At 54.5% G+C, this 19,198-nt stretch carries 26 protein-coding genes; 14 read left to right on the top strand and 12 right to left on the bottom strand.

The genetic code is table 11. The annotated features are described in order from the left end of the window. The first annotated feature begins 17 nt into the window (after positions 1-17). Positions 18-1,193: a helix-turn-helix transcriptional regulator gene (locus tag DOQ08_RS07560; RefSeq protein WP_114334299.1), complete on the top strand. Its 1,176-nt coding sequence runs from the start codon at positions 18-20 to the stop codon at positions 1,191-1,193. Between the two features lie 64 nt (positions 1,194-1,257). Here DOQ08_RS07560 and DOQ08_RS07555 read toward each other — a convergent pair whose 3' ends face one another. After that, complete coding sequence (locus tag DOQ08_RS07555; protein WP_114334298.1) at positions 1,258-2,961, bottom strand: hypothetical protein; 1,704 nt, start codon at positions 2,959-2,961, stop codon at positions 1,258-1,260. A gap of 106 nt (positions 2,962-3,067) precedes the next feature. On the opposite strand from DOQ08_RS07555, the gene mtgA reads away from it, so the two are divergent. Together mtgA and DOQ08_RS15945 are read left to right on the top strand one after the other, a co-directional pair. Further along, the gene (gene mtgA / locus DOQ08_RS07550; RefSeq protein ID WP_114334297.1) at positions 3,068-3,772 is read left to right on the top strand and encodes a monofunctional biosynthetic peptidoglycan transglycosylase; all 705 of its coding nucleotides are present in this window, start codon (positions 3,068-3,070) and stop codon (positions 3,770-3,772) included. A gap of 108 nt (positions 3,773-3,880) precedes the next feature. After that, complete coding sequence (locus DOQ08_RS15945) at positions 3,881-4,039, top strand: hypothetical protein (protein WP_165823629.1); 159 nt, start codon at positions 3,881-3,883, stop codon at positions 4,037-4,039. A gap of 70 nt (positions 4,040-4,109) precedes the next feature. Here the strand turns inward: DOQ08_RS15945 and DOQ08_RS07545 are convergent, their stop codons facing one another. From DOQ08_RS07545 to DOQ08_RS07500, 10 genes are all read right to left on the bottom strand, one after another. Further along, positions 4,110-4,316, bottom strand: a complete 207-nt coding sequence (locus DOQ08_RS07545; RefSeq protein ID WP_114334296.1) for a cold-shock protein — start codon at positions 4,314-4,316, stop codon at positions 4,110-4,112. A 184-nt stretch (positions 4,317-4,500) separates the two neighbouring features. Next, positions 4,501-5,298 carry a DeoR/GlpR family DNA-binding transcription regulator gene (locus DOQ08_RS07540; protein WP_114334295.1) on the bottom strand — a complete coding sequence of 266 codons (798 nt, stop codon included), beginning with the start codon at positions 5,296-5,298 and terminating at the stop codon, positions 4,501-4,503. 16 nt (positions 5,299-5,314) lie between these two features. Continuing rightward, positions 5,315-6,088 carry an HAD-IIB family hydrolase gene (locus DOQ08_RS07535; protein WP_114334294.1) on the bottom strand — a complete coding sequence of 258 codons (774 nt, stop codon included), beginning with the start codon at positions 6,086-6,088 and terminating at the stop codon, positions 5,315-5,317. 71 nt (positions 6,089-6,159) lie between these two features. Then, entirely contained in the window at positions 6,160-6,969 is an 810-nt protein-coding gene (phnE, locus tag DOQ08_RS07530) for a phosphonate ABC transporter, permease protein PhnE (protein ID WP_114334293.1), read from the bottom strand. Further along, positions 6,963-7,781 (bottom strand): phosphonate ABC transporter, permease protein PhnE, encoded by an 819-nt coding sequence (phnE, locus tag DOQ08_RS07525; RefSeq protein WP_114334292.1) that lies wholly within the window; start codon positions 7,779-7,781, stop codon positions 6,963-6,965. Before phnE (DOQ08_RS07525) ends, phnE (DOQ08_RS07530) begins: the two co-directional genes overlap by 7 nt. Next, a complete protein-coding gene (phnC, locus tag DOQ08_RS07520) occupies positions 7,778-8,572 on the bottom strand; it encodes a phosphonate ABC transporter ATP-binding protein (protein ID WP_114334291.1) in 795 nt (264 codons plus the stop codon). The genes phnE (DOQ08_RS07525) and phnC overlap by 4 nt, the downstream gene beginning before the upstream one ends. 53 nt (positions 8,573-8,625) lie before the next feature. Beyond that, on the bottom strand, positions 8,626-9,618 hold the full coding sequence (phnD, locus tag DOQ08_RS07515) for a phosphate/phosphite/phosphonate ABC transporter substrate-binding protein (protein ID WP_114334290.1): 993 nt from the start codon (positions 9,616-9,618) through the stop codon (positions 8,626-8,628). Between the two features lie 209 nt (positions 9,619-9,827). Further along, on the bottom strand, positions 9,828-10,496 hold the full coding sequence (locus DOQ08_RS07510) for a glutathione S-transferase family protein (protein WP_114334289.1): 669 nt from the start codon (positions 10,494-10,496) through the stop codon (positions 9,828-9,830). A 77-nt stretch (positions 10,497-10,573) separates the two neighbouring features. Further along, on the bottom strand, positions 10,574-11,053 hold the full coding sequence (locus tag DOQ08_RS07505; RefSeq protein WP_114334288.1) for a nucleoside deaminase: 480 nt from the start codon (positions 11,051-11,053) through the stop codon (positions 10,574-10,576). Next, complete coding sequence (locus DOQ08_RS07500) at positions 11,050-11,661, bottom strand: DUF938 domain-containing protein (RefSeq protein ID WP_114334287.1); 612 nt, start codon at positions 11,659-11,661, stop codon at positions 11,050-11,052. The genes DOQ08_RS07505 and DOQ08_RS07500 overlap by 4 nt, the downstream gene beginning before the upstream one ends. 146 nt (positions 11,662-11,807) lie before the next feature. Here DOQ08_RS07500 and DOQ08_RS07495 point away from each other — a divergent pair, with 146 nt between their 5' ends. The 3 genes from DOQ08_RS07495 to DOQ08_RS07485 all read left to right on the top strand — a co-directional run bounded on the left by DOQ08_RS07495 (position 11,808) and on the right by DOQ08_RS07485 (position 14,406). Then, positions 11,808-12,446, top strand: coding sequence for a DUF1294 domain-containing protein (locus DOQ08_RS07495; protein ID WP_114334722.1), 639 nt, complete (start codon positions 11,808-11,810; stop codon positions 12,444-12,446). A gap of 37 nt (positions 12,447-12,483) precedes the next feature. Then, positions 12,484-13,437: an adenosine deaminase gene (locus DOQ08_RS07490; protein ID WP_114334286.1), complete on the top strand. Its 954-nt coding sequence runs from the start codon at positions 12,484-12,486 to the stop codon at positions 13,435-13,437. A gap of 69 nt (positions 13,438-13,506) precedes the next feature. After that, the gene (locus DOQ08_RS07485) at positions 13,507-14,406 is read left to right on the top strand and encodes an alpha/beta fold hydrolase (protein WP_165823627.1); all 900 of its coding nucleotides are present in this window, start codon (positions 13,507-13,509) and stop codon (positions 14,404-14,406) included. Between the two features lie 30 nt (positions 14,407-14,436). Here DOQ08_RS07485 and DOQ08_RS07480 read toward each other — a convergent pair whose 3' ends face one another. Further along, the gene (locus DOQ08_RS07480) at positions 14,437-14,934 is read right to left on the bottom strand and encodes a DUF2780 domain-containing protein (protein WP_114334284.1); all 498 of its coding nucleotides are present in this window, start codon (positions 14,932-14,934) and stop codon (positions 14,437-14,439) included. Positions 14,935-15,111: 177 nt separating this feature from the next. On the opposite strand from DOQ08_RS07480, the gene DOQ08_RS07475 reads away from it, so the two are divergent. From DOQ08_RS07475 to DOQ08_RS07440, 8 genes are all read left to right on the top strand, one after another. After that, a complete protein-coding gene (locus DOQ08_RS07475) occupies positions 15,112-15,846 on the top strand; it encodes a ZIP family metal transporter (RefSeq protein ID WP_114334721.1) in 735 nt (244 codons plus the stop codon). A 77-nt stretch (positions 15,847-15,923) separates the two neighbouring features. Then, positions 15,924-16,376 (top strand): GatB/YqeY domain-containing protein, encoded by a 453-nt coding sequence (locus DOQ08_RS07470; protein WP_114334283.1) that lies wholly within the window; start codon positions 15,924-15,926, stop codon positions 16,374-16,376. Positions 16,377-16,415: 39 nt separating this feature from the next. Next, complete coding sequence (locus tag DOQ08_RS07465) at positions 16,416-16,802, top strand: DUF2750 domain-containing protein (RefSeq protein ID WP_114334282.1); 387 nt, start codon at positions 16,416-16,418, stop codon at positions 16,800-16,802. A 126-nt stretch (positions 16,803-16,928) separates the two neighbouring features. After that, the gene (locus DOQ08_RS07460) at positions 16,929-17,252 is read left to right on the top strand and encodes a DUF883 family protein (RefSeq protein ID WP_114334281.1); all 324 of its coding nucleotides are present in this window, start codon (positions 16,929-16,931) and stop codon (positions 17,250-17,252) included. 2 nt (positions 17,253-17,254) lie between these two features. After that, entirely contained in the window at positions 17,255-17,743 is a 489-nt protein-coding gene (locus tag DOQ08_RS07455; protein ID WP_114334280.1) for a hypothetical protein, read from the top strand. Between the two features lie 123 nt (positions 17,744-17,866). Then, on the top strand, positions 17,867-18,211 hold the full coding sequence (locus DOQ08_RS07450; protein WP_114334279.1) for a PBPRA1643 family SWIM/SEC-C metal-binding motif protein: 345 nt from the start codon (positions 17,867-17,869) through the stop codon (positions 18,209-18,211). Between the two features lie 27 nt (positions 18,212-18,238). Continuing rightward, positions 18,239-18,670 carry a DUF3010 family protein gene (locus DOQ08_RS07445; protein ID WP_114334278.1) on the top strand — a complete coding sequence of 144 codons (432 nt, stop codon included), beginning with the start codon at positions 18,239-18,241 and terminating at the stop codon, positions 18,668-18,670. Positions 18,671-18,702: 32 nt separating this feature from the next. Next, on the top strand, positions 18,703-19,161 hold the full coding sequence (locus DOQ08_RS07440; RefSeq protein ID WP_206074806.1) for a DUF4112 domain-containing protein: 459 nt from the start codon (positions 18,703-18,705) through the stop codon (positions 19,159-19,161). Positions 19,162-19,198: the final 37 nt, after the last annotated feature.

Genomic DNA, 19,198 nt, shown 5'->3' with positions numbered 1-19,198 from the left:
AATGAAGGGCTGCTGTTGTGACCAGGGTGATAACGGATTCGCTGAACATCAAAGCAGGAGAGTTTGAGGGTTATAACCGGCTCGTCACCATCTTGTACCGCTGTTTGCATACCAACCAAGGCTTCCAGCCTTTCTTTGATGAATTCCGAAAACAGTTCCGGTGTCTTCAGGGGGGGATTCTAGGGTTGACCCACGAACCTATGCAGATGGCATACGGCTGGACCTTCGGATACCCGGAAGGGTTCGAGCAATGGTTTTTAAACAGTGGCTTGGCAGCAAAAGACGACGCGCTGTTGCATTTCAGCGCGCTACCCCCACGACAGTTTGATTCGTTAGCCGGCTGCAATCCCGACGTAGATATTCTAAGCGTGGTTAACGGGGAAACCCGTGAATGGGTAAAGGCCGTGGGGCTTGGTGATAGTGCCGGTATGCTGGTCAGTGAGGGGCCCGCTGCCAAGGTGGTGTTTCTGGCGAACCGTCATCGAGATGAAGGCCACTATACATCGACAGAGCTTATGCAGATGAACATGCTGGCCCCGCACATTGAAAATGCAGTTGGTTTGTTCCATAAGATTTATCAGTCACGAACTCAGCACGAAACCTTGGCGATGGCATTGGATCAGGTTGGCAAACCCATGATCGTGCTGGATGAAATGGCTCGTGTGGTGCGCTGCAACGCCGCAGCAGACGCGGTGCTGAGTTCCCATCCTCGCTTGTTCGTTACCGAACAAAGCGATGTGCGTCTGCAAAGTCGGCACCAAGGATTTAACCGACAACTGAATGATGCCATTCTGACGAGCATTTTCAATGCCCGGGACGGTATTCAGGACATGATCGCGCTGTTTGATCAGTCGGGTGATGAGCGATTGGCCGTCTGTGTTACCCCATTATCGATGGAAGCGGAACTTGATTCTGCGGAGGCGCTCGGCCAATACGGTGCTCTGGTAGAGCTGGTTCCTTTCTCTGCAACACGAGCACCCGATATCGGCAAACTCAAACGGCTTTTTAGCTGCACGCATGCCGAAGCGATTACGGCAGGGCATTTGATGCACGGGTTGAGTATTAATGAGGTTGCTGAAGCGGAAGGATTATCTGTGCATACCGTCAGAGGTTATGTGAAGAATCTTCTGGCGAAGAATGGTTATCGCCGCCAGGCGGAGCTGGTTGGTGCGCTAGTCAGGGCGTTAGGCTGATGTAAGCCCCATCCCGAGCATGCTTTGTCATTGCACCGGGATGGAGGTTTTTCAATTTTGGTTGTTATTTAATGGGTTGGTCATCAATGTCTGTGATGAACTGAAGTTCGAGCGGGTCAACACCATCAAGATGTACCAGGAACCGGGCGTCTTCGCCTTCAACCTTCAGGAAGCGCCAGTGGCCATAGTCGCCGGATGTGCCGTCCGTTTCGGTGAACACAAGCGCGCCAGAGGTGCTGACATCCCAAGTGCCCGCTACGTTGTCCTCGCCGGAGCTATCGAATTGCATCTGGCCAGTACGCTCACCATTTTCCGTGCGAAGATCCACGGTAATACGCTGGCTGGACGAAAACTCCAGGTCGTAAGTGCCTTCTTGGCCGGGCTCAACCAAATCGCTGAAAGCGAAGAAGTAGCTTTCCTTAGCCATGTCGCCCGGGTAGAGGTCGGCTTCTACGTAAACAGGCTTGGTGTCACCTTCGAAATCCCGAAGATCAACCGCGTATCGGCCCAAGCGCACCAGTGTGAAGTTGTCCTGGCTGTTGGCATTATCAGTTAATGTCAGCTCGCCTGTGGGATGCAAGATGGCGGGGCCGTTTACCGGGCCGTTGCCATCGTTGGCCGGGTTGTCGTAGAAACCGCCTGGTCCGTCCAGATCGACGGTGACGTTGCTGACCGCAAAGGTCTCGCCGTCGAAGCTGTAGCTCCCCCATTCGGAGGAAACTCCGACAGGGCTGCTGCCGTAAGTCTCTTGATTTAGGTTGTGTGCTATTACGTAATTGTTGTCGTCCAGAATGGTCAACACGTTGTGAGCGTTTTGGCCGTCAATTTCTCCCTCGCCAAGGTACCAGCTGCCCACCAGACTATCGCGCTCGTTTCGAATCGGTTCGAAGACAACTTGTTCGTTATCACCGGTCGAGGTGAGTTCCAGGCCGCCGTTCACCAGTTTCATGGTCCAGGTAGCGGTTTCATTGACGTCTGCCAGGCCGCCGCTGCGGTCGGAATCGCTGAGTACGGTCAGGTTAAGGTCACCTGATGCGTTATCCCAATCGTAGGTGCCGTATTCGCCGGTTCCAGCTTGCTGGTCACCGTCATCGGCATCGCGATGAACGATCAGATATTGGTCGCCGTTGAAGAAGGTCAGAACGTTGACGTTGCCGTTTGGCTCAACGAACTTCCAGCTGCCGGTGAGCTCGCCATTCTGTGAAGCTTGGAAGTGGGCTATCGCAGCGGTTTTGTCGATCAGGGTTTTGTTGGTGCCCTGAAGTGCCGTATTGGCCTGAGTTTCGAAGTCGGATTCGCTTAGGCTCGGGTCGAGGGCAACGTCTTTTAGCGCGGTGTGCACTGCAGGAAGGATGTTAATGCCGTTACCTGGGTCACCGTCGTCATCCAGTGTTTGTAGCAGGCGCAATATGTTGATGACTGTTTGGTCTTCATTCCAGTTGGCGGTGCCGCTGCCCATATCTGCGGGAGTAATGCGACCGGTTGCAGTCACGGGTGGCAGGTTGATGCCACCGACACTGAACGTTACCTTGTCACCGGCTTGATACTTGTATTCACCCAGATTGTTGGTTTGGCCTGTTTGTCCGCTAGGCGATGTTGCATAGTTAATACCTGCTACGGCACTGTCAACGAACACGCCGGTATCGTTCTCGCCTGCGGGTGGGGGTGTTGATGATGAGCCGCCGCCGGATGAGCTGCTGCCGCTGCATCCCGTTAAGGCGATAGAGGAAATAACTGCTGTCAGAGCCCAGTTCTTGAATTCTTTCATAAAAACTCCTTTTTAAGAAAACTGCCGCTGAAGGGGCTCTGGAAAGCTAACATGGATAAACTTTCATAAACTGCCCCCATTTGGGGGGAGCTAATTAGGAAAGCGAATGAAAAAAAAGACCAAGAATTCCTTTGCGCAAAGAATACTGCGGCTTTTTCTTTGGTGCGCAGCAGGTGCGGTGGCATTGATTTTTTCCGTGATTTTGTTGTTTCGATTTGTAAACCCGCCCACGAGCGCCTTTATGCTGAGTTACCAGCTAAGCGATGCGAAGCCTGCGCTGCAGCACCAATGGGTGCCCCTGTCGGAAATTTCAGACTGGATGCCCTTGGCAGTGATGGCCAGTGAAGATCAACGGTTCCTAGAACACCACGGGGTCGATTTTCAGGCGGTGCAAAAAGCAGTGTCGGAGTATCAGGCCGGTGAGGGGTTGCGGGGTGCCAGTACCATTACCCAGCAAACGGCCAAGAATTTGTTTCTGTGGAACGGCAGGAGCTTCGTGCGAAAGGCCATTGAGGCCGGCTTGGCGCTGACCATTGATGCGCTTTGGCCAAAACGGCGCATTCTTGAGGTGTACCTGAACATCGCAGAATTCGGCACGGGCATCTATGGCGTGCAGGCTGCCAGCCGAGCTTACTACGGCATTCCCGCTGGTGTGTTGTCTGCTCGCCAGGCGGCACAGTTGGCTGCGGTATTACCCAACCCCAAGGTGTTGAGCGTAAGTGCTCCCTCGGTTTATGTGCAAGAACGCGTATCGTGGATACAGAGGCAGATGGGGCAGTTGTCGCGTTGGGGTTATCTGGATGCGCTCTAGTTTTCTTTTACTTTATTGTTTTGTTTATATTTCAAACAATTTATTTCCAGATCCTATACTATAGAAGCTTAGGTTGGTAAATAAAGCGAAGTGGAAGGGGTAATTATAATGAGTAAGAAAAACGAAAAAGCGACTTTAACTTCAGCCACGATTGAAGAACAGACCGCTGCGTTTTTAAAGGCGGGTGGTACTGTTGAGCAAGTAGGTAAGGGCAAGAGTGGGCAAACGTTCCCCACGGGTTCAAGACAGATCAGTCTGAAGAAGTAGTAGAGTATTCTGATCGCAATAAAAAAAGGCAGCCTAGGCTGCCTTTTTTAGATTACGTTGTCCCTGTTAATTACAGGCCTACAACGTTCTCTGCCTGAGGACCTTTCTGGCCGTCAGTTACGGTGAACTCTACTTGCTGGCCTTCAGCCAGAGTCTTGAATCCGCCGCCTTGAATAGCGCTGTAGTGAACAAAAACGTCTGGGCCGCTTTCACGAGTGATAAAGCCAAAACCTTTTGCTTCGTTGAAGAACTTAACGGTGCCGGTAACTGTAGACATAATAAATAACCTGATTTTAATCAATAATTTGCCGCCAAGAGATCGTTGTGATCTTTGATCAGCGAAATGCGGAAACATAAAAACGTGCAGGGTCAAAAACAGGACTAGAAGTATGACTACTTGAAAGGTCTTATTCGTGAAATGCTTTGCTAAATCTTTCCAACGAGAGACAAGGTACGCGAATTCAGAGCCGTTGCAAAGGTTTTTTACAATTATTTTCGAAATTGCATTCGATGATCTCGATAGACCCGGGCAGGCCGACTCGCTTCTTGTTCGGAATCTTGTCGGTATAAAAGCGGTCCACGTAGTTGAACGAGGCGACTTTGCAGTGGGAATCGTGGGTCCACTTGCTGTGGTCAGCAGCCAGTAAGCGGGTTTTGGTATTAGCAATGATGGCCCGGCTGACCTCCGCTTCGCGGATTTCGTGATCCATCAGGCCGTGGACCAAATCCATGCTGCCGGTACTCACAATGCCGAAGTCGGTGGTGAAAGAACTAAAGAAGTTTGTCACTTCCGGCCCCACCACATCGTGATGGGCGTGGCGGTATATGCCCCCCGACACAATCACTTCAATGCCGGGGTTCGGCGAAAGTGCGGCCGCCACCCGAAAGTTGTTGGTTAATATACGCAGTGCCTTGTGACCAAGCAGTGCTTGGGCAATCAGCTCTATGGTGCTGCCTACCCCAAGACTGACCGTGGCACCTTCCGGTACGTCGGCGGCAACGCGGCTGGCTATTTGCTGTTTGGCGAGCAGGTTGGCAACAGGCGCTTCGGGTAAGGCGGCTAGGGTTTGCACTGGCTTGGCGGGCAAGCTGACACCGCCGTAGCGGCGCCGCAATAAGCCCTGCTCGCACATTTTGTTGATGTCACGTCGAATGGTTTGCGTGGTCACGCCAAAACGCTGCGCAATGTCTTCAACTTCGACATGCTCCTGTTCATGCACCCATTCAAGGATGCAACGCTGGCGTTCTTTGGCGCTCATCAGACTCCGTGCTCAATCAAGTGCGATGTTGCAGCCAGACCTCAGCCATTTCAGCAAAGCCCAAGCCCGATGGCTGGCTGGCAATCGCGGCCGGTTGGTGCGACATCACAGGTAAATGCTTGCGAATGTTAGCGACCCCGACGCTCATTGGAAAGTTGCGGAACATGCTTTCGTCGTTCGGCGCATCACCAATGAAGATGGCTCGTTTCTGTACAGCTTCGACATCCAGCCCCAACAACTCTTGGCCGACCCGAAGGGACATGGTGGATTTGTCGAACTCACCGAGCCAGATGTTGATGTGGATTGAGCTTTGCCGAACACTGAATCCTTGAGCCACCAGTGGGTCGTGTATGGCTTTCACCTGTTCCGGTGTTAGTGATTCCTGCTGGTTATAGTCCACCGCCACATCTACAAAGCGGAAGGATTGGTCGGTGGCCAGCTTGGGCTCGAAGTCCAATTGCAGAGCGGAAACGGCGTCCAGAATGGCTTGTTGGTCGCGGCGGTGCTTGGCTTCGTTCTCCCAAAAGTGCCAGGCAACAGTCTGTGGGGCTGTGCGCTCGGCATAGAAGGCACCGCCTTCGCCAATCACCGCTTTAACGGGCCAGGTGCGAATGATCTGATCGCACCAGCCTGCACAGCCACCGGTTACCGGGATGATGCTAATGCCGGCTTCGGCCAAACGGCAGAGGGCAAGATAGGTTTCTGGCAACAGCCGGCCACCGGTGGTGAGTGTGTCGTCCACATCGGTGAACAGAATGTCGGCAGTGCCAAAATCGATAAGGTCTTTCATAGAAGGGGGATTCCAGTTCACAGCGTGAGTGCTTGTCGCCCAAAAGGGTTCAGGCGACAAGCACTTCAAGGTCAGATCACTTTCTTACGCAGGACGCTGGTCAGCGCCTCGCCTAAAATGACCAATACAACAATGGCAAGCAGGATGGTTGCAACGGTTTGCCAGGCGAACATGTCTATAGAGCCTTGCAGCAGTACCCCGATGCCACCGGCGCCCACCAAACCCAACACCGTGGATTCGCGGATGTTGATGTCCCAGCGCAGAATGATGATGGCAAAGAAGGCCGGCATAACCTGCGGCACAATTGCGTACAGCACCACTTTCATTTTGCTGGCGCCGGTCGCTTCCATGGCTTCAACCGGGCGGCGATCAATCTCTTCAATCGCTTCGCCCATCAGCTTGCCGATGAAGCCCACAGAGCGGAACATCACCGCCAAGATGCCGGCCAGCACACCGGGGCCAAAAATGGCTACGAACAGAAGTGCCCAGATGATGGTGTTCACCGAGCGGCTGGAAACCAGAATGAACCGGCCAAGCCACAGGGTTGCCTTGTTGGGCGTGGTGTTCTGCGCCGCAATGTAAGACACTGGCAAGGCGATGAAGATTGTCAGCATGGTAGACAGCGTGGCGATGTGGACGGTTTCCAGCATGGCGGAGAAAATCGCATCCCATTTGCTGAACTCCGGTGGCCACATGCGTGCGCCTAAACTTTGGATCTGGTTCGGGGCATCCCATACCCAGGGCCAAAAGATGTCGATGTCGCTTACGGCCCAGACAACGGCGATCAGGGTGACCAGGTAGACCACATAGCGCGTAAGCTGTTCTTTACGGTTGTAACGCGACCACACTCGGTCGGTCAGTTTAGCTGCGTGATCTACCATACTTTTTTCCTCACCCATCCGCTCAAGCCTTCACTGACCAGAATGATCGCAATGATCATCAACAGAATGGCAAAAGCGAAATCGTAATCGTAACGTCCGAACGCATTCATCAAGGTGCCACCGATACCACCGGCACCAACAATGCCAACCACGGCCGACGCGCGAAGGTTACTGTCGAGCTGGTACATAGACAGGCCGATCTGGCGTGGCATGATCTGCGGGAAAACTCCATACACCAGAATTTTCATGTACCCCGCACCCACAGAGCGCATGGCTTCTACTTGGCCCCAGTCGATTTCTTCAATCTCTTCCGCCAGTAGCTTGGCCACAAACCCGATGGAATACAGGGTTAGGGTAAGAATGCCCGCCATGGGGCCAAAGCCCACAGCCGCAACGAACAGAATGGCGACGATCACCGGGTGAAAGCTGCGGGAGACGATAATGAGCGTGCGGCCTACCAGATACACAGGCAGCGGAGCGACGTTACGAGCCGCCATCACCGCGATGGGTATGGACAGCAGAACGCCAAGCAGGGTGGCCAAAAAAGCGATCTGGAAGCTTTCTTTGAAACCTGTCCATAACAACTCGGCGCGTTCAAAGCTGGGAGGGAAAGCGCCGCCAAAAATTTTGCCTGCTCGGGGCAAGCCTTCGGCAATGCGCTGCCAGTCAAATGGCAAAGTGGAGAACGCCCAGTACAGGTAGGCCAGGATGATCACGCCCAAGCCATAGCGAATCCAGGGATTGGCTATAAAAGGGGGCTTTTTCCAGACTCTGCCCGATGTTGTATCGGATGCAGTTCTGCCGGATGTCATGCGGAAGCCTCCTCGGTTGGGGATGCGGGTTCACCGGCATCTTCTTCCGGTGATTCAATGCCGCCGTAGATGGCATCGAGGGCGTCCTGGTTGAAGTCTTTGGGTTCGCCGTCAAAAATCATTTGCCCGTGACGCATACCGACAATGCGGTCGGTGTACATGCGGGCTTGCGTGACGTTGTGAATGTTAATCAGTACTGGCAAGGACATTTCACTGGCCAGGCTTTGCAGCAGGCTCATGATTTGTTGCGAGGTTTTCGGGTCCAGCGAGGCGGTGGGCTCGTCGGCCAGTAGAATTTCCGGTTCTTGCATCAGGGCTCGAACCACAGCCACACGCTGGCGTTCACCACCCGACAGCTGGTCCGCACGTTTATCAGCGTAGTGAGCAATACCCACACGCTCCATAAGGCTGAACGCACGGTCAATATCGGATTGCGGGAAGCGACGAGTCAACGCCTGAAAGAAAGACACATAACCCAAGCGCCCGGACAGCACGTTTTCCATGACGGTTAATCGGTCGATCAGGTTAAAGCCCTGAAACACCATGCCGATGCGCCGGCGGGAATGACGCAGCTCGCTGCCTCGCAGATTGACCAATTCGTGGCCGTTCAGTTTGATCGACCCCGAGGTGGGCTCAACCAACCGGTTGATACAGCGCAGCAGGGTACTTTTACCAGCGCCGGAGGCGCCGACGATGGATACAACACTGCTACCCTCGACCGTCAGATTCAGGCCTTTAAGCACAGGCTCATTTTGCCCGTAACGCTTTACGAGGTTGGTAATCTCTAACATGTGGTTAACTCCGGGTAGAGCCTCTGGCGGTTTGCCAGAGGCTCCTGGTCTGCTTATTTGAGGTTTTCGCGGGTGTACTGGACGCCGTTAGAGGCTTGAATGGTACGGATGACCTTCCAGTTGTCTTTGTAGTTGATGGGGATGAAGGTTTCTACGCCTTCAAACTCTTCACCCAGCTCGGTTCCTGCGAACTTGAAGGTGTAAAAAGCTTCCCGGATTTTCTCAACCAGATCAGGATGCAGGTTGTGCGCGTGGTTGTAAGATGTGGTCGGGAAACGGTCGGATTCCCAAACCAGACGCACATCTTCGGTGTCGTATAAACCGCGGGCAGCCATGCGCTCTACCACTTCAGATGCGACCGGCGCAGCGTCGTAGTCTTTGGCGACAACGCCCAGCATGGATTGGTCATGGCTGCCGGAGAAGGTGATTTCATAGTCTTCACCGGGGACAATGCCGAGTTCCGGGAACAGAGCGCGTGGTGCCTGGTTGCCGGAGTTCGACGTTGGCGAGGTGTGGGCAACACGCTTGCCTTTCAGGTCGGTGATTTCATGAATGTCGGAGTCGCTGTGGGTATAAACCTGCAGGGAGTAACCGAACTGGCCTGAATCCGAACCCATCAATGCAAAGGGAACTGCACCGGCCAAGTTCACCGCAAAAGGCGTGGGGCCTGTTGAGAAACCAGCAATATGCAGACGGCCGCTGCGCATGGCTTCTACTTGAGCTGAGTTGGATTGAACGGCAAAGAAGCGAACGTCACGGCCGGTCACTTCTGACAGGTGATCAATGAACGGCTTCCAGATGTCGGAGTAAATAGCGGGGTCTTCAACCGGTGTGTAAGCAAAAATCAACGTGTCGGGATCGTTCCACTTCGACTTATCTTTAGGCAGGTCGGCAACCATGTCGCCGTTTTCGTCGCAATACAGAGTGTCCAGTGCGCCCCTTTCGCAGTCTGCCAATGCCTGACCGCTAAAGCCTGTCATCAAAACGGATGCCGCCAAGGCAGCAGTGGGCAGTACCCCGGGAAGTTTCTTCTTCTGGAAATTCATTGTGATTCTCCGTGGGGGAGCGGTCCATGCGTTTTTACTGAACATCTGGGAGGGCCGGCTCCATTGGTTTTTATTTCTAGATGTTCAATTGAACATTTATGGTAACAGCATACGTCTATTAGGCAAGATAGTTCGTTTCTGAGATCACGGGAGAATAAATCGAAGAGAGGCAGAGAAAGGATGGAGGGCGGGGTGCCCTCCATTGTTAGCTAGGCGAAGTCATACTCTCCGCCTTTTTCCAGCGCAGTTTGGTAAGCCGGCCGGGCGTGCACGCGTTCTACCCAAGCGGTAATATTGGGCCGGTTCTTGCCAACGATGCCGCGAGCAACGGAGGCTTCCAGCGGGAAACTCATCTGAATATCCGCCGCGCTGAGGTTATCCCCCAGGAACCATGTGTTCTTCGCTAGATGGGCTTCGACAAAATCCAGGTGGGTTTTGATCATCGGGCCAATGAAGATTTCATTGGTTTTATCTGAAATACCTTTGGCCACGGGTTTGATGAAGAAGGGCATCGGGCTGGTTTTGATCTTCTCGAAGACCAAGCGCATCACCAGTGGCGGCATCAGGGAGCCTTCGGCGTAATGCAGCCAATAGGTGTAATCCAGCCAGGCCTGGCCACCGGCTTCTGGCAGCATGGTGTCTTTGCCGTAGGTGTGGGCCAGGTATTCGATAATGGCACCCGATTCCGCCACCACCAGATCACCGTCGGTGATGACTGGCGATTTGCCCAGCGGATGTACTTTCTTGAGGCTTTCCGGTGCCAGCATGGTTTTGGCATCACGCTCGTAACGCTTGATCTCGTAAGGTACGCCCAATTCTTCCAGCATCCAGAGAATGCGTTGGGAGCGAGAGTTGTTCAGGTGGTGGACGGTAATCATGCAGAACTCCATTTGCATTGGAATTAAATTAAGACTGATAGAGTAGTCTTAAACGGCTTTTTTGGATCACTTCATGGTCAACGACCTGCATGATACTGTTTCTGCAGCAGTTGAATCGCTTCAGCCTGTTCCGGAAACGGGCCTTCAACCGTTACGTTCGGCACTACGCTGTTGATGGGCAGTGTTGCTACCGGGGGTTGTGCCACGCCCATATCATCCAGCCAGGTGCTGAGCTGTTCCGAAGAACTGGCGTAAACGATGCGGCCCAGGCCCACCCAGCCGTGAGCGGCGGCGCACATTGGGCAGTGCTCGCCCGAGGTGTACACGGTGGATTCGGCGCGCTCTTCAGGTGTCATGTTGGTAGCGGCCCAACGCGCAATGGCAAACTCGGGGTGTTGAGTGCTATCGCCGCCGGCGGTGAGGTTGTGGCCTTCGTACCTTACATTGTCGTTTGCATCGACCAGCACCGACCCGAATGGCGGGTTGCCGGATTCCAGGGCTTCTGCTGCCAGTTCAACGCATCGGTCCAGATAATTAATATCAACTTGATTGCTCATAACGTGCTCCTCTTTACCCTGAAAACCAGCAGTTGGTTGTTTGCGGGCATCGCGTGTTTTTCCGACAGGGTCAACCCCGCATCTTCTGCCAGTTTACTGATATCTTCTAAATCCCGGATGCCCATATGGGCCGCTTTGGCCTTCAAGTGTTGGTCAAATTGCGCGTTGCTCTCGCTGGTATAGCGGCCCTGAGCGTTGAACGGGCCATACAAACAAAAAGCGCCTTCCTTGGGCAGGCGTTCGCCAATGTTGCGGAACATGTGCTCGACCTCGTCCCAAGCCATAATGTGGGCAGTGTTCGCCGAGAATGCCCAAGTGAAGGCTTCGACGGGCCATGGGGAGGTTGCTACATCCAGCTCAATTACGGGCAGGATATTGGGTAACGCAGCTTGCGCCAACCGAGCGCGACAGCTATCCACCGCATGGGGGTGGTCGGTTGGTTGCCACTGCAGGTGAGGCATGGCCAGGGAGAAGTGCACCGCGTGCTGCCCGGTGCCAGTGCCAATTTCCAATACTTTTCCCGAAGCAATAAAGACCTCTTGAAGCCTTTCGAGAATGGGCGCTTTGTTGTTTTCACAAGCCTGAGAAAAGGGGAGGCCGGTGGTCATTGCCTGTTATCTCCTGTTGCCGAACTCTGTGTCCAGATTGGGTGTGAAGCGCTTGTGCAAACGAATCCCTCGGGGCTGCGCGCGTATATAATGCAATGATACCGATGAGAAAAAACGACATCGTTGCCATCTTTAAGGAGCATACATTGAATCAGAAAGGATCACTCACGTCATGGAACGACACCAAAGGCTTTGGTTTTATCACTCCGGAAAACGGTGGCGATCGCGTTTTCGCACACATTAGTGCTTATCAGGGGCAGGGCCGACCTTCTTCGGGCCGCCAGGTCAATTTCGCACTCACCAAAGACAAGCAGGGGCGGCTTCGGGCATCGCAGTTTCAGTATGCGGGCGCGGCTCGCTTAGGTGCCTCGGTCGCGCCGGGTGTTTGGTGGGCGTTGTTGATTGCCGCAGGGGTGTTAGGTGCACTTTCGTTATTAAGTTGGCTGGGTTACGTGCCGCTGCTGGTACCCGCGGCTTATGGCGTGATGAGCCTGATTACGTTCCTGATGTACGCTGTTGATAAAGGTGCGGCGGAACGGGGTAATCGGCGGGTGCCGGAGGGGCGGTTGCACTTGTTTGAGCTTCTCTGTGGCTGGCCGGGAGCTTTGGTAGGCCAGCAGTTTTTTCGTCACAAAACCCGAAAAACCTCGTTTCAGGCAACCTTCTGGTTACAGGTGCTTCTAAATCTCGCCGTGCTTGGCTGGTTGCTGACCTGGCCGGAAGCGGAAAGCGCGCGGCAGGCACTGGGTATAAAGCCGGTTTGGCTGATCCAGATGTCGCTGTGAATACCATCCACTGAAAAGCTGAACCACAGAGGCGATGATGAACGAAGACTGGCTGAAAGCGTTACCGAAAGCGGAGCTGCATCTGCATCTTGAAGGTGCCCTTGAGCCCGAACTGATGTTTACGCTGGCCCGGCGTAATGGCATTGAGTTGCCGTGGAGCGATGTTGATGCGCTGCGCCAAGCTTATTCCTTCAATAACCTGCAAGAGTTTCTGGATCTGTATTATCAGGGCGCCAACGTGCTGCGCACGGAGCAGGATTTCTACGACCTCACCTGGGCGTACCTGCAGAAATGTCAGGCGCAAGGCGTGGTGCATGTTGAGCCTTTCTACGACCCCCAAACCCATACTGAGCGCGGCATTCCCTTTGAGGTGGCTATCAATGGCATCTGCACTGCCCTGCGTGATGGGCGCGAACAGTTAGGCATTTCCAGCGGGCTGATCCTTAGCTTCCTGAGGCACTTGTCGGAAGACGATGCTTTCCGCACGCTTGAGCAGGCGATGCCGTTTCGTGATCAGTTCTTTGCGGTGGGGCTGGACAGCTCTGAACAGGGCCACCCTCCCAGCAAGTTTGAACGGGTGTTTGCCAAGGCGAGGGCCGAGGGGTTGCTGGCAGTTGCCCACGCCGGAGAGGAAGGGCCGCCAGAATACATCTGGCAAGCGCTGGATTTGCTGAAAGTGAGCCGTATAGACCACGGCGTGCGTGCCGCTGAAGATCCGAGGTTGCTCGACAGGCTGGCGGATGAGCAAATTCCGCTAACCGTGTGCCCGTTGTCGAACACCAAGCTACAAGTGTTTTCGGACATGAGCGAACACAACATTCTGGAATTGTTGGAGCGCGGCTTGAAGGTCACCGTGAACTCGGATGACCCATCCTATTTCGGTGGCTACGTGTTGGAGAACTTTCTGGCGCTGCGCGACGGTTTGGGGATGACCGAACAGCAGGCCCGGCAGCTCGCGCAAAACAGTATGGATGCTCGGTTGGCCTTCTAAACCCATTGTGCTGCCCTAAACACCCCATAGACAATGGCCTCCATCGATCGCAATGGAGTTAACGCAAAGATGGCACGAGTAACCGCGCACGACGGCGCCAAGCTGAAAGTACGGGAAATCGGGCGGGGCCCGGTGGTGATTTTGCTTCATGGCTTTGGCATGGAGAGCCGCCATTGGTTGCCGATTGTGTTGCCGTTGGCGCATAAGTTCCGGTTTGTACTGCCAGACTTTAGAGGGTTTGGTGGGTCTTCGCGGCTGAACTGCAGCGAGCCCTGCGTCCTGACCAGTCACGCCAAGGATCTGGATGCCGTCATCCGCGCCTACAGTCACGGCAAGCCGGTGGGCTTGGGCGGTATCTCTATGGGGGCCAGTACATCCCTTCGCTATATGGAAATGTTCGGCACCGATACCATTCGGCATTACGTCCACATTGATCAGGCTCCGCGTATATCTCATGCCCCGGATTGGCCTTGGGGGATTTTTGGAGAGCAGGGGCCGGAGCGAATTCGGGGCTGGCAACCGTTACTGGATACGGTGTCGAAGATTGACCCTCAAACTCCCTATGAGGCGCTACCGGTATCGCTGCGAAAACAGTTGCATGAGAATTTGGCCGGTTTCATGGGCGCGGCGCTGAGTCGCGATTGGATGAAATGGAGCGCGGGGCAGCTGATGCGTGTACCACAAGTTGCCCGGCAGCTTGTGCCGTTGGATAACTGGCACACCTTGTATCAGCACATGCGAGCTTACACAGAGCGTGAATACGATTTCCGAAACCTTCTGCCAACCTTGGATGTGCCGACCACGGTGATCGCGGGACGTCGTTCGGAAATGTACCCGTGGGAGGGGCAGGCGCGCATGGCCGCTGCGTTGCCTAACGCGAGGCTGGTGACACTTGAGAACAGTGGGCACGTGCCGCTGATTGACCAACCCATCGCCTGTATCCGAACGCTGGGTAAAGCGTTCGGATAAGGGGACTCTAACGGCTACTCGGGTGCCGGATTATTCAGCCGGTGCCCACAGCCCCTGCAGTTGCCCCAGCAGTGAAGAGCCGATGCCCTGATTGCCCAGGAAGCCGAGAATAACGGGAACAAACTGCTGCACCATGGCGGCATCCATTCCCAAAGCCGAGAAGGCTGACTGAACCCCATCCATTGATGAAATATTCGAAAGCAGGCCTTCAGTCAGCCCGCCACCGCCGCCCAGAAGGCTGGATAGGCCGGAAGCTTCGCTGTTCAGGTTGCTGACGGTGTCTTGTCCCAGTTGGTTCTGAGCCAGCTGCAGCAAGGCACCGGTGCCTCCCACAGCTTGCGCTTGAGTTACACCCAGTTCGTTGGTTAGCTGGCCTACCAGCTGTTGGGCTTCACCATTGACTTCGGTGGTCTGAGAAAGAGCCATTGCGCCGGTAGAAAGGGCTTCGTTCAGGCCAAAGGCGCTGGCGCCGGGGGCTAACAGGTAGATACTGGAGACTAAGAGAAATTGCTTGAGAATTGCATTCATGCGGGCTTCCTGATTTTGAGTGTGCGAGCGAATGCGTTTTATATTGGGGCAATGCGAATCTTTTTACAGTGCTGGAAACCGAAACATTCCGAAATGGTAATGAGGGGCCGGATTTTGGTTTTTAAATCAGTGCGCTTATGCTGTTGCTCAGGATGAGCGACTAGGATGGTATCGAGCATGGTTGAGGCCCTTCAGGCTAACGGTTTGTTGCAGATTTTATTACTTACGTTGATGGCCGGGGCGGCCATGCCCGTAGGGGCGGCTTTAGCCTCGGTGGAGCGAATTCACCCGGGGTGGCTGGAATCCGAGCTGCATCACAGCGTGATTGCTTTTGGTGGCGGCGCACTCTTGGCGGCCGTGGCGCTTGTACTGGTGCCAGAGGGAACCGCCAATCTGCCGATACCAACGGTGGTTGCCTGTTTCGCCGCGGGCGGGATCACGTTTATGTTGATCGATCGCTGGCTGGCGGCCAATGGCTCGTCGGCTAGCCAGTTGGTGGCTATGCTGACGGACTTTGTGCCGGAGGCCTTGGCGCTTGGGGCGACGTTTTCTGTCTCCAGCGAGGGCGGGGTGTTGCTGGCCGGTATTATCGCACTTCAGAATTTACCGGAAGGGTTCAACTCGTATCGGGAGCTAGCCCAGTCAACCCATTATCGTGGGCTTAAGATCGTGGGCATTTTTGCCCTGATGGCGGTACTTGGCCCCGCCGCAGGCGCTGCGGGCTATTTCCTGTTGTCAGACTCCCATCAGTTAGTGTCTGGGATTATGCTGTTTGCGGCGGGTGGCATTCTCTACATTATCTTTCAGGACATCGCCCCGCAGTCGCGGCTGGAGAAACACTGGGGCCCACCTCTGGGTGCGGTGGCTGGTTTCCTGTTGGGTTTGATTGGGTCGATGATGCTATCAGGGTAGGACGTAGGCCGCCGGTGCGGTTATTATGCCGGTCTTCCTATAAAGCATACCCCCATACATAGAACAGGAGCCCGACGATGGCAGAAGCATTACTCAAGGAACAGCTTGGCACTGCGGTAAAAAATGCTATGCGTAACAAGGAGCGGGAGCGCTTGGTTACCTTGCGCATGGCTCAGGCGGCGGTGAAACAGATCGAAGTTGATGAGCGCCGAGAGCTTGGAGACGATGACGTTCTGAAAGTGCTCGACAAGATGCTCAAACAACGCCGCGATGCGGCCAGTCAGTATGATGACGCCGGTCGTGCCGAGTTGGCCGATAAAGAGCGCGCAGAAATGAAGATCATTGAAGAGTTCATGCCCGCAGCTTTGACCGACGAAGAGTTGGAAGGCCTGATCCGTGACGCGGTAAGTTCAACCGGCGCTCAGGGCATGCAGGACATGGGCAAGGTCATGAACGAGTTGCGCCCCAAGGTTACCGGACGGGTGGACATGGGGCAGCTGAGCCAAAAAGTTCGCGCTGCTCTGGCATAAATACAGGCCGAAAGGCCGCATTCCCACAAGGAATTCGTAATGAGTGATAACCCGTTAGCCCAGATTCTCGAGATGGATGGCGAGGAACGATACGACTACTTTCTGGATGCCGTCGTGGAAGAACGCGAGCTCTGGATTCTGGTCAATTCAGACAATCAATTTCTGAAGATTGTGTCAGAGGAAGACGGCGTTGGTTATCTCCCGGTATGGCCAAGTGAGGATTTTGCGGCCGACTACGCCAGTGGTTCCGGTGATCTTGCGCCGAAATCACTGTCACTGCCGGACTTCTTCAAGAAGTGGGTGCCCGGCCTAAGTCGCGACAAGCTCGAAGTTGGCGTGTTTCCCGGTGCCGACAGCGAACTCTGGATTACCGGGCCCGAAGCACTGAAGAGCGATCTTCAGGATGTGTTGTCCGGTTCGTTCTGAACGGGAGATTAACAAGTCCTCATTTCAGCGTTCGATCCTTGTGCTAGATTGAGGTTAGCCATCCATATTCACTCGCGGGTGGCGAAGCCGAAATAGCAGTAATCGATACTGATAAGGAGGCACGAAATGGAAGCGAAATCGGATAAGACCGAGTACGATCAGGTTCGCGAGGATCTGAAGAAACTTCAGGAAGATCTTTCCACGCTCGCCAAAAGTGTGGCTGATGGCCAGAAGGGCAACATCAGTCATCTGCGGGATGAAATTCGACGGGAAAGCCTTGCCGCGTTTGATCAGGTAAAGCAGCGCGGAGACGAAGCGCTCACCCGGGTCCGGGATGCCAGCGGCAAAGCGGTCGAGAGTGTGGAACATAAGATTGAGGAGCGGCCCTTCCTCAGTATTGTGCTTATGTTCCTTGCCGGTGTGTTGGTTGGTCGGTTTCTGGACCGCTGATCATGCCCGATTCGGATAAGTTACAAGGCGCCCTGCGCAAAGCCGTTGCTGCGTTTTTAGGCTTTATGTTGGGCTTTGTGTTGTTGGTTGCCTTGTTGCTCACCGGCTTTTACTTGCTCGTCAATGCCGCCACCATAGCGCTGACTCCTTATTTGGGCGGGGCTGGTGCTCTGGCAGTGACGGGCTTGTCCTGCCTGTTGTTATTGTTCCTTTTTTTCTATCGCATGACTCGGCCATTGCCTTCAAAATCGTCAGAGGGCTCGGCTGACCCGTCGAGTAGTACTCCGATTGAAGCCGTTAAGCGGCTCATTCAGAAAAATCCGTTGGAAGCGGCGATGGCGGCCTTTGCCTTGGGTGTTGTTGAGCAGGGGGATCCGCGAATGAAGTCTCTGCTGATACAGGGTGGCATGGCGCTGGCCAAAGAAGCCGAAAGGCAACAGGGAGAGAGCGGTGCTGAAAGCGAGCCCCCGGGAGCGGCGAACGATAGCTGATGCCCTAAAGATTTCCGCAGTTGCCTATATCTCCCATTCCTTAAGCGTGTTAAAACGTCGTCGCCCAGCTAGGGGATCGTAATCGGCGAGTCAGGGCGCATTTTCATTTATCAGGGTTTCAGCATGTCAGACAAATTTTTCTACAAAGGCCGGCAAGACGCGCGTCAGCATCACACGACCTACGGCGGCTTTAAAACCAACGCCAGCCAAAAGAGTGGCAGCGAGAAGTTCCCGTTATCCTTGGTGGTGACCAGTGAGGCTCGTAAAAAAGAGGTAGAAGCCCAGGTGGCTGAAGCCAACCTCTACGCCAACATTACCGTTGATACCCGTGAAGGTGCCGTGGAATCGATGGGTGAATTAACCGCGATTTTGAACAAGGGCGAGACGGTTACGGTAGCCAAGACGCCTTCGCGCAATGATCCGTGCAGCTGTGGTAGCGGGCTGAAGTTCAAGAAGTGCTGCGGTTAAAGCAGGATTAAGATTGGGACGGTATCTATGACGATTTGTGGTGTTGAACTGAGCGGCAGCGATGCCGTGGTGTGTTTGTTGAGTTTAGATCGTGGCCAGTTCAGTTTGCCGGAGTGCAAAGTGCGCAAGCTGTCGCTGCCCAAAAATCACACCCGGGAAGACCTGAAGCAATTCCAGAAAGCATTTTCCGAGTTGATGACGGAACACGGAGTAACCAGTGTCGCGATCAAAGAGCGGATGCCGAAAGGTAAGTTTGCCGGCGGCGCGATCAGCTTCAAGCTGGAGGCAGCTATTCAGTTGATTGCCGATGTGGAGTTAGACGTTCGATTGCTGACGCCCGCACTGATCAAATCCACGCTGGCTTCCAAACCGCTGCCGATTCCCTTCTCCGAGACCGGGCTGAAGGTGTTTCAGGAAACGGCGTTCACCGCGGCCTACGTTGGGCAGATGACGAAGTAATCGGGTGATTCCCCCTCAAGTACGGAGCGCACGTGGCAAAAGCCCCCATTGAAGCAAGGCAGCGAGCAACGCTTAAGCGGCTGGATAAGTTCAGCCGCTTTACCGACAGCAGCATTGGCATACCCTTCACCAAGTTCAAAATTGGTGCGGAGGCCATTATTGGTGTGGTGCCGGTGGTGGGCGACGTGGCCGGCTTGGTGCTGGCGAGTTATGTGTTGGTGGAAGCCCAGCGAGCAGGGGCAAGCAAAGGGGTTAAGTTGCGCATGCTCCGGAATATGGGGATCGACTTTGTGGGTGGCTTGTTGCCGGTCTTCGGCGATGCCTTTGATGCGATTTTTAAAGCGAATACTCGCAATACGCGGTTGCTGAGAAACTATCTGGAGAAGCAGCTTGAGATAGAGCCGCCTGCGCCGCCATTCCCCTGGAAAACGCTGATTTGGCTGTCTGTGCTGTTCGCCTTGGTGACGGGAGGGTTAACCCTGCTGTTTTAAAGCCCGCCGGGAGCCACAGCTCCCGGCAAACGTGATT

This window comes from Marinobacter litoralis, from assembly GCF_003336705.1.
In the GTDB taxonomy this organism is placed as follows: Bacteria; Pseudomonadota; Gammaproteobacteria; order Pseudomonadales; family Oleiphilaceae; genus Marinobacter; species Marinobacter litoralis.
Note: the sequence above shows the minus strand (reverse complement) of the source record. Positions and strands in the feature narration are given on the sequence as shown.

Excerpts from the sequence above, each read along its gene's own strand:
- DOQ08_RS07555 (WP_114334298.1), bottom strand. The coding sequence starts at position 2,961 with ATGAAAGAATTCAAGAACTGGGCTCTGACAGCAGTTATTTCCTCTATC.
- mtgA (WP_114334297.1), top strand. The coding sequence starts at position 3,068 with ATGAAAAAAAAGACCAAGAATTCCTTTGCGCAAAGAATACTGCGGCTT.
- DOQ08_RS15945 (WP_165823629.1), top strand. The coding sequence starts at position 3,881 with ATGAGTAAGAAAAACGAAAAAGCGACTTTAACTTCAGCCACGATTGAA.
- DOQ08_RS07545 (WP_114334296.1), bottom strand. The coding sequence starts at position 4,316 with ATGTCTACAGTTACCGGCACCGTTAAGTTCTTCAACGAAGCAAAAGGT.
- DOQ08_RS07540 (WP_114334295.1), bottom strand. The coding sequence starts at position 5,298 with ATGAGCGCCAAAGAACGCCAGCGTTGCATCCTTGAATGGGTGCATGAA.
- DOQ08_RS07535 (WP_114334294.1), bottom strand. The coding sequence starts at position 6,088 with ATGAAAGACCTTATCGATTTTGGCACTGCCGACATTCTGTTCACCGAT.
- phnE (WP_114334293.1), bottom strand. The coding sequence starts at position 6,969 with ATGGTAGATCACGCAGCTAAACTGACCGACCGAGTGTGGTCGCGTTAC.
- phnE (WP_114334292.1), bottom strand. The coding sequence starts at position 7,781 with ATGACATCCGGCAGAACTGCATCCGATACAACATCGGGCAGAGTCTGG.
- phnC (WP_114334291.1), bottom strand. The coding sequence starts at position 8,572 with ATGTTAGAGATTACCAACCTCGTAAAGCGTTACGGGCAAAATGAGCCT.
- phnD (WP_114334290.1), bottom strand. The coding sequence starts at position 9,618 with ATGAATTTCCAGAAGAAGAAACTTCCCGGGGTACTGCCCACTGCTGCC.
- DOQ08_RS07510 (WP_114334289.1), bottom strand. The coding sequence starts at position 10,496 with ATGATTACCGTCCACCACCTGAACAACTCTCGCTCCCAACGCATTCTC.
- DOQ08_RS07505 (WP_114334288.1), bottom strand. The coding sequence starts at position 11,053 with ATGAGCAATCAAGTTGATATTAATTATCTGGACCGATGCGTTGAACTG.
- DOQ08_RS07500 (WP_114334287.1), bottom strand. The coding sequence starts at position 11,661 with ATGACCACCGGCCTCCCCTTTTCTCAGGCTTGTGAAAACAACAAAGCG.
- DOQ08_RS07490 (WP_114334286.1), top strand. The coding sequence starts at position 12,484 with ATGAACGAAGACTGGCTGAAAGCGTTACCGAAAGCGGAGCTGCATCTG.
- DOQ08_RS07485 (WP_165823627.1), top strand. The coding sequence starts at position 13,507 with ATGGCACGAGTAACCGCGCACGACGGCGCCAAGCTGAAAGTACGGGAA.
- DOQ08_RS07480 (WP_114334284.1), bottom strand. The coding sequence starts at position 14,934 with ATGAATGCAATTCTCAAGCAATTTCTCTTAGTCTCCAGTATCTACCTG.
- DOQ08_RS07475 (WP_114334721.1), top strand. The coding sequence starts at position 15,112 with ATGGTTGAGGCCCTTCAGGCTAACGGTTTGTTGCAGATTTTATTACTT.
- DOQ08_RS07470 (WP_114334283.1), top strand. The coding sequence starts at position 15,924 with ATGGCAGAAGCATTACTCAAGGAACAGCTTGGCACTGCGGTAAAAAAT.
- DOQ08_RS07465 (WP_114334282.1), top strand. The coding sequence starts at position 16,416 with ATGAGTGATAACCCGTTAGCCCAGATTCTCGAGATGGATGGCGAGGAA.
- DOQ08_RS07460 (WP_114334281.1), top strand. The coding sequence starts at position 16,929 with ATGGAAGCGAAATCGGATAAGACCGAGTACGATCAGGTTCGCGAGGAT.
- DOQ08_RS07455 (WP_114334280.1), top strand. The coding sequence starts at position 17,255 with ATGCCCGATTCGGATAAGTTACAAGGCGCCCTGCGCAAAGCCGTTGCT.
- DOQ08_RS07450 (WP_114334279.1), top strand. The coding sequence starts at position 17,867 with ATGTCAGACAAATTTTTCTACAAAGGCCGGCAAGACGCGCGTCAGCAT.
- DOQ08_RS07445 (WP_114334278.1), top strand. The coding sequence starts at position 18,239 with ATGACGATTTGTGGTGTTGAACTGAGCGGCAGCGATGCCGTGGTGTGT.